We start from the raw sequence: 6,952 nt of genomic DNA, 5'->3' as shown, positions 1-6,952 counted from the left end.
CAACTTAATAGCCAAAAAAAAAGCTCGACCCTTTTTAAGAATCGAGCTTTTATCACACCTACAAGGCTCTGTAAAACCTTTGTTGTCCATCTACCTCATGGATAAAAATATTATAACACAAAATAGTAAAAAGGGAAATGATGAAAACATTTAATTGTAATATTGAAATTAATAAAAATAAAACTAAACAACCAAAATTTTCATTCAATGATAAAGGTTTATTTGATTCTCAAAAATATGATATTACGGATGTTGGTAATTTGATTTTTGCAAGTTCTATAAACAAAATATTTGGATTCACCACAAAAAGCTTCAAAGAGATGATAATAAAATGTAATACAAATAATTTACTAAAAAATGAATCCGCATTCGAATCTATAGAATTGAAAAAAGAAGAAGAAGAAAAATTTACGCTAGATTTTCTTATTGAATCAAATAAAACAAGTGTTTTATCAGTTTTTAAAGGAAAAATAATATGAAAAATTACAATTTGTTAAGATTTTTTAGTAAGAATACATCGGTTGAACAAATTACTCCTAAAACATTAAGACTTGCTATACTCCTTTCGGCGAGTCTTAGCTTTTCTCAAGCTGCTATTCAATGTACAGATTATAATGATTTTAAACAATTTAATGGACACTATTATACTGCTACTGTTCAAAAAATGACTTTTGAAGATGCAAGAAAACTAGCAGAAGATAGCGGTGGCTATTTAGCAATTCCTGATTCTAAAGCTGAAAATGATTTCTTAAGTTCTTTGTTTAGGGGAGGGCAGTATGCTTGGATAGGCGTGTATGATCCAAGTTACATAAGTAATTATTGTGTTGAAGGTAATTCAGGTTGTATTTATGATGATAGTCGTTTTAAAACAGTCAAAGGTAATCCATTAACTTATAAAAATTGGGCGCAAACTCAGCCTGATAATTTACTAAAAAAATATGATATCGTGGATGGAAAAGAGAGAGTATCTCCTTTAGGGGAGCATTGGGTTGCTATGGCTAGCCCTAGCGGACAATGGAGTGATCAAGGCAATCATTTTGGAGATACAAATAATCCTGTGAGAAATTACGCTCTTTTAGAGTTTGACAAAATACCTGATTGTGCAGGTGGTGGTAGCGATGGTGGTGATAATGGGCACACTGCAACAGATGCTATGCAATGCAATACAAATTTTAGCGATGATCCAAACTTCAAACCTGCAAATGGACAAGGACAATCCATAGCTTGTTTACAAAACTCTCAGCAAAAATACTTTTGTCCTGCACAATTAACACAATGTGTTAATTCAGATGATGCAGTAGATGGTAGTAGTAAAAAAATAGAAGGTGGTGTTTTAAAAACAGGTAAAACAAAAGTAAGACTCACTTTTTCCAAAAGTATAGGTTATAATGCGTGGCAAGTCGTGACAAATGATATCTATATTACTGATATTGATGCAATTGATAGTTTTAAACTTGTTTATGCAGGAGCTGATGATTGGGTGGTTCCTTTTGCTCCAAATTCTACAGTTGCCGTTGTTGGTAATAAGCCAAATAATACTAAAGATGCACTAGATTACATTCCTTATCGCCCAAACAATGATAACTATGGTGAGCTTTCAAAATTTAGCGGAAAAAACTTAAACATAGAATTAAAACAATATTTGCACACAGGTATTAATAAGTCTGTAGCATTTTTTGCCACAGTAGGAAGCGGTGGCTGGCAGCTCACTTATGAAGCAACAGGAAAAGATATAAGTTGTAGTAATTTTGGAAGAAATTTAAATTGTACAGAAGAAAGCGAAACAATTCCTTTTAGTGCTTATAAATATACTTGTCCTGCAGGTTATCAGCCTAAAGAGCAAGGTGGAGTGTGTTCACCACAAAGTGTAGATGATTTGATTGATACAAATGGAGATGGTATAGGTGATAGTTGTAATTCTTCTATTGCTCCTGCTAAAAACTGCTTAGGTGTAACAAGAACTTGTCCTTTCAATAGTAGTAGAGAGTGTGTGCTAATAGACAACAAATATCAATGCTCTCCTTTTCCTTGTTTTAAAGGAGTAAGCGATGTAGAAAATACTGATACTCCTGTTGGTGTTAATGATGCAAACAATAATGGTTGGAATGATGATGGTACTTGTTCAGGACAAATCATTATTTTTAATGGACAAGATAATCGTTGTAAAAATTGGGATATGTTTGGCGGTTTACTTGGTGGTGGATGTTGTGATAAAGATAATGTGTTTTTAGGACTTGTAGCTTGTAAAGAAGATGAGAAAAAGCTTGCTAAATTAAACGATGCAGGAAAATGTCATGAAGTAGGAACTTATTGTTCTAAAAAGGTTAGTTTAGGTTTTACTAAAATTTGCGTTGAAAAAAAGAAAAGTTTTTGTTGCTTCAATTCTAAATTAGGAAGAATTTTCAATGAACAAGGACGCCCTCAGCTTGGAAAAGGGTGGGGTAGTGCGGAAGGTCCGCAATGCAAAGGTTTCACTCCTGAAGAATTTCAAAAATTAGATTTTAGCGAAATTGATTTAAGTGAATTCATTGCTGATATTGTAGGAAGTTTTGACACAGGAAAAATACAAGCTGATTCTGTGAAAATACAAGAAAAGATTCAAAACAATATCGAGAATGCAACGAAAAAACCTACAAATTAAAAAAGAAAATAAATTATTAGAAAGGAGAGAAGCTTAGTTAAAAGTTTGTTTGGTAAGCCACAAGGGAGTTTCGCCCCTTAAGAAAAGGGGCAAGGCTAATAAGCCTTGACAGTAATTATACAAATTAGTATAATTATAAGTATGAAACGAAACATAGTTTCACCCCCTTTCTAGGGTGTGATTATGCCACAGGGTTGCAGCCTTGTGGCAAAACCCTTAATGCAATTATACTAAACAAACTCTTTAACTTCTTAAAACAGTCCATGAAAAGATTTTACTTTTTATTCTTTAGCACTTTGTTTTTTGCACCTTCATTTTTGTTTGGTGCTACAAACATAGCTAATAGCAATCTAATTTATACTTGGGGTTATGGCGATGTGATGAATGAAATCATGCAGGCGGTTAAAGGTATAACTACTGAAACAGATTATATCGTTAATGCAGCCTTGGCTATTTCATTATTGCTTTTCAGTATTAAAAAAGCAATGGATGGACAAACAAACCCTGTGTTTGAATTTGGAAAAATGTTTATGCTTTTTGCTGTAGTGTGGTACATGTTTTTAAGGGCGCCAAATGACAATAATCACCGCTTCATGATTCACGATGAAGTCACTAGCAAAGATTATGTTATTTCTCAAATTCCTATAGGCATAGGAAAAAGCTTTGCATTAATGACGCAATTTGAGAAGGTTATCCTAGAAGCTATGGAAAAACATTTCACAACTCCACAATCTACAAATTTTTCTAACGCAGGTTTAGGTTTTTCACTTCAAGTGATGAGTACTTTGCCAAGCGTAAAGCTTTCGGCTATTGATGCAACTTTACAAAAAAATATTGATTTTTATTTTAGAAACTGCGTTTCAGTAGGTATCTTGCTTAATCAACAAGGTAGAAATCTTTTTCAAAATTCTGATAATTTAATGCAAGATCTTTTCACAAACATAGGCAATGGCTCTCAGCTTACTCCTTTGTTTGAAAATAACAATAATATTGAAAAACAAAGTGTTGTGCCTTGTTCTGATGCAGGTCCTCAAATCGTTGAAATGATTAAAAACGATACAGATGAAGCTATGAAGATTCATGCTGCTTTGCTTGGTATGGCGAATGATATGGCAAATTATGAGCAAAAGTTCTTAGGCGCTGCACAAATCTATAATGAACAAGCTGTAAGTGCTAGATCTTATTTGCAACAATCCATGATAATGCTTGCTTCTCAAGATGCAATCATTAATACCGCTAAATCAGTAGGTTTAAATCCTGCTTCTGTGGCTGCAAATACTGCTTATGCGGATCAGCAATTTTATGCAAGTATGCAAGCACAAGGACACATGGCACAAACTTATTTGCCTTTAGCTAAAGCTTATTTAACAGCTATTATTATAGGTTTATCTTGGCTTGTTGCTTTGCTTTCTATTGTATTTGGCTCTTACGCTCATATTAAAATGTTTTTTACTCTATGTATTTGGATAGTGCTTTGGACTCCTATACTTTGTATTATTAATTTTATAAATGATTTTAATCTTATGAAAGTTGCACAAGTAATAACAGGTGGAAAAGCAGCTTTAAGCTTAGGAGATAACATTCTTATATTTAAAGAAGTAGCAAGTAGATCAAATTTCATGAATTATCTTGTAATGAGTACTCCTGTTTTAGCTTATGCTATAGCTAAAGCAAGTGAGCAAGGATTTGTAACTTTTGCTTCTGGATTATCTCAAGCTCTAACAGGTGCTTCAAGAGCTGCAGGAAGTTTTGCAAATCAGCAAGCCTTATCTACACAAACTAGCATTGCTGCTCCTAGAGGAGATGAAGTTTGGGCAATGAATGCAGGTGTGGTAAGTTTGCAAAGTGCTATGAGTGCAGGGGGTGGTAGATTTAGTATGTCTGCGATAACAGGCGGTGGAACAACAGTTAAAGATGTGAATACAAATACAAATTTTGCATTAGGAAGTAATGGTGAAATTACAAATATGAGCATTGCGGGACTTGATGCAAAACATGCACAAAGTGAAACCCAAACTAGACAAGATTCGCTTGCTAATTCTATTGCCGATACTCATAAAACAGGCATTAATCAAGGTATTACTTCTAACTACCTTAGAAATCATGGCGCAGGAGTTGAAGATACTAAAGCAATTGAGAAAGCAGAAGCGCAAGCTTTAAGAGAGACTATGAGCGAAGTGTTGGGCGATAAATCTAGCTTCAATGAAGCAGATAAAAAAGCTTTAGAAGGAAGCGTTGGTGCTTATGCTAGTGGCTCAGCAGGGCTTGAAATCTTTGGAAGCGGTGGAAAAATAGGTGGAGAAATTAAAGGGATAGCTTCAATAGGCACAGGCTCAACTGAAACACAAGAATATTCAAGAAGCTTAAGCAAAGAAGGACAGGCTGCATTTGATAAAATGTATGCTGAAAAACTTGGCAATATCATTAAATCTAGTGATAGTGTGGCTTCTGCTTATTCTAATGCTCTATCCACAAGCACAGGCAGTGAATTTGCCGATGCTAAACAAAAAGCACATTCTTATAGTGAAGCAAGTCAATACAGTGAAGCTATTCAAACAAGTAATTTACCTAATATGGCTGAAAATTACATTGCTGAAAATAATTTGGGTGGAACTAGAGAACAACAAGTTGCTGCTGCAGCTAAAGGGCTAGAAAACTTAGCCGCAAGGGGAGATTTGCAAGGCTTGTTACATTATGCTAATATGAATACAGCTAAGCCAAATGCTGATGGAATTCATGATGTTAGCAATAAATCTTATTACAGTCCTTCAAGCGTAGGGGCTAACAATGCTCATAATAATGATACAGTAGCTAATCAAAATAGTTTAAATAACTTAGGAACAGCAGGGGGAAATAATATAAGAAATGAATTCAGTCAGCAAAGTGGAGCTGCTATAAGTAATTTCAAAAACCAAGGAACAAGCACTTCTAATGTGGTTAATAATAGCGCTAAAGATGCCATAGTAGAACAAAATGCTAACAGGAGAATGGGAGTAAATCCTAGCTCTTATACAATACAAGATGCAAGCAAATCAGGCAATGAGCTTGCAAAAGAAGCTCAAGGCTTGTTTGAAGCTATGAGTAAAAAATAAGTCTAGCTTTTTGACTAGGCTTAGTTATCTCGTATAGCACCGAATATATAATCAAATTTATAACTCATGCAATTTTACTTGTCAGAATGCAAAGCTTCGCCATCTATTCCATGTATACTCATAGAATATCCTGTAGCGTAACCGTCTAAAAATTCAGAGAAGTGTGTGTTATTATCACTTCTATATCCCCCATGCTTTTTCTCATCATAGGGAACTATTTTTATATTTTTAGCAAGGAATAATACAAAAGCAATTACAAGGCTAGATACAGATAAAAGCCCTAAAATACCTATAAAGCTAGTGATAATTTTTAAATATACCAAAAGCAAAACAATAGCTGCAACTCCGCAAGAAAGCCAAAGAGTAAGTATGAGTTTTTCGGTTGTAGTCATTTTTGATTTTTTAAGTTTTACTTCTACTTTATCCATCTTTATTCCTTTCAATATTTTTTAAATAACTTACTATGACTACCTAGTTTTAAAATATTTAGCTCTAACTCATTATTATGTTTTTGATAAATTAATAACAAGTTAGACTTTATATGACATTCTCTAAAATCTTTTAATACACCTTTTAATTGATGATCTTTATATTTAGGTTCTAAATTCTCATCATTAGAAAGTTTTACAATAACTTCATCAGTTATTTTACGCTCTTCATCACTTATTTTTTTGTAAGCTTTTATAAAATCTTTATGGTAATAAATTTTATATTTTGCCATTTTGATAAGCTTTCACAAAGTCTTGATGCGAATTAAAACTTAATGCAGTATTGACTTTTTTTTCTTTATCAAGTTCTTTGCTTGCATTTAATATCCTACTTTCAAAACTACTCAACTTAGGCTTAGAAATTTTACATTTGGCATTTATGCTTTTTGCTAAACCCTTGAATGCAGGTAAAAAATTTTCATTAACATTTTCAATAATAAGAGTCATAAGCAACTCCTTTCAAATTATATAACATAATTATACCATATTTTAATAAATTTTGCAAGTATTTTTGCTATAAAATGCCTATTTTTAGGGGTTTTAATGGGGTTCTTTTTTTTATTTAACTTGGGAAAAGTCGCCAAAATCTTCATCGATTTAATTGTATTTTCACGCTACTTTGTTCGCATTGCTTTTAAGCATTAAACAATCAGAAGCCACGCACTTCCGATCATTTATTTTTGTAAAGTTTAAAAGTTTTTTTGTTTGTATTAAGCTAAGACTAAGCGTGG

The 6,952-nt window shown here is 33.2% G+C and carries 6 protein-coding genes; 3 read left to right on the top strand and 3 right to left on the bottom strand.

Annotated features, from left to right (window positions below):
• The first annotated feature begins 140 nt into the window (after positions 1–140).
• From CCO88_RS03810 to CCO88_RS03800, 3 genes are all read left to right on the top strand, one after another.
• A complete protein-coding gene (locus CCO88_RS03810; RefSeq protein WP_002815664.1) occupies positions 141–479 on the top strand; it encodes a hypothetical protein in 339 nt (112 codons plus the stop codon).
• Positions 476–2,641, top strand: a complete 2,166-nt coding sequence (locus CCO88_RS03805) for a conjugal transfer protein TraN (RefSeq protein ID WP_002816687.1) — start codon at positions 476–478, stop codon at positions 2,639–2,641. The genes CCO88_RS03810 and CCO88_RS03805 overlap by 4 nt, the downstream gene beginning before the upstream one ends.
• A 263-nt stretch (positions 2,642–2,904) precedes the next feature.
• A complete protein-coding gene (locus CCO88_RS03800) occupies positions 2,905–5,733 on the top strand; it encodes a conjugal transfer protein TraG N-terminal domain-containing protein (RefSeq protein ID WP_002839470.1) in 2,829 nt (942 codons plus the stop codon).
• A 74-nt stretch (positions 5,734–5,807) separates the two neighbouring features.
• On the opposite strand, the gene CCO88_RS03795 is transcribed toward CCO88_RS03800, so the two are convergent.
• The 3 genes from CCO88_RS03795 to CCO88_RS03785 are packed head-to-tail and all read right to left on the bottom strand — an operon-like array spanning position 5,808 to position 6,668.
• Positions 5,808–6,161: a hypothetical protein gene (locus CCO88_RS03795; RefSeq protein ID WP_002839469.1), complete on the bottom strand. Its 354-nt coding sequence runs from the start codon at positions 6,159–6,161 to the stop codon at positions 5,808–5,810.
• Between the two features lie 11 nt (positions 6,162–6,172).
• The gene (locus CCO88_RS03790) at positions 6,173–6,454 is read right to left on the bottom strand and encodes a type II toxin-antitoxin system YafQ family toxin (protein WP_002782140.1); all 282 of its coding nucleotides are present in this window, start codon (positions 6,452–6,454) and stop codon (positions 6,173–6,175) included.
• Positions 6,441–6,668, bottom strand: coding sequence for a hypothetical protein (locus CCO88_RS03785; protein WP_002790355.1), 228 nt, complete (start codon positions 6,666–6,668; stop codon positions 6,441–6,443). Before CCO88_RS03785 ends, CCO88_RS03790 begins: the two co-directional genes overlap by 14 nt.
• Between the last annotated feature and the right edge of the window lie 284 nt (positions 6,669–6,952).

Origin of the sequence: Campylobacter coli LMG 9860 (assembly GCF_000254135.1) — a bacterium.
In the GTDB taxonomy this organism is placed as follows: domain Bacteria; phylum Campylobacterota; class Campylobacteria; order Campylobacterales; family Campylobacteraceae; genus Campylobacter_D; species Campylobacter_D coli.
This window is presented reverse-complemented; position numbering and strand designations above follow the sequence as displayed.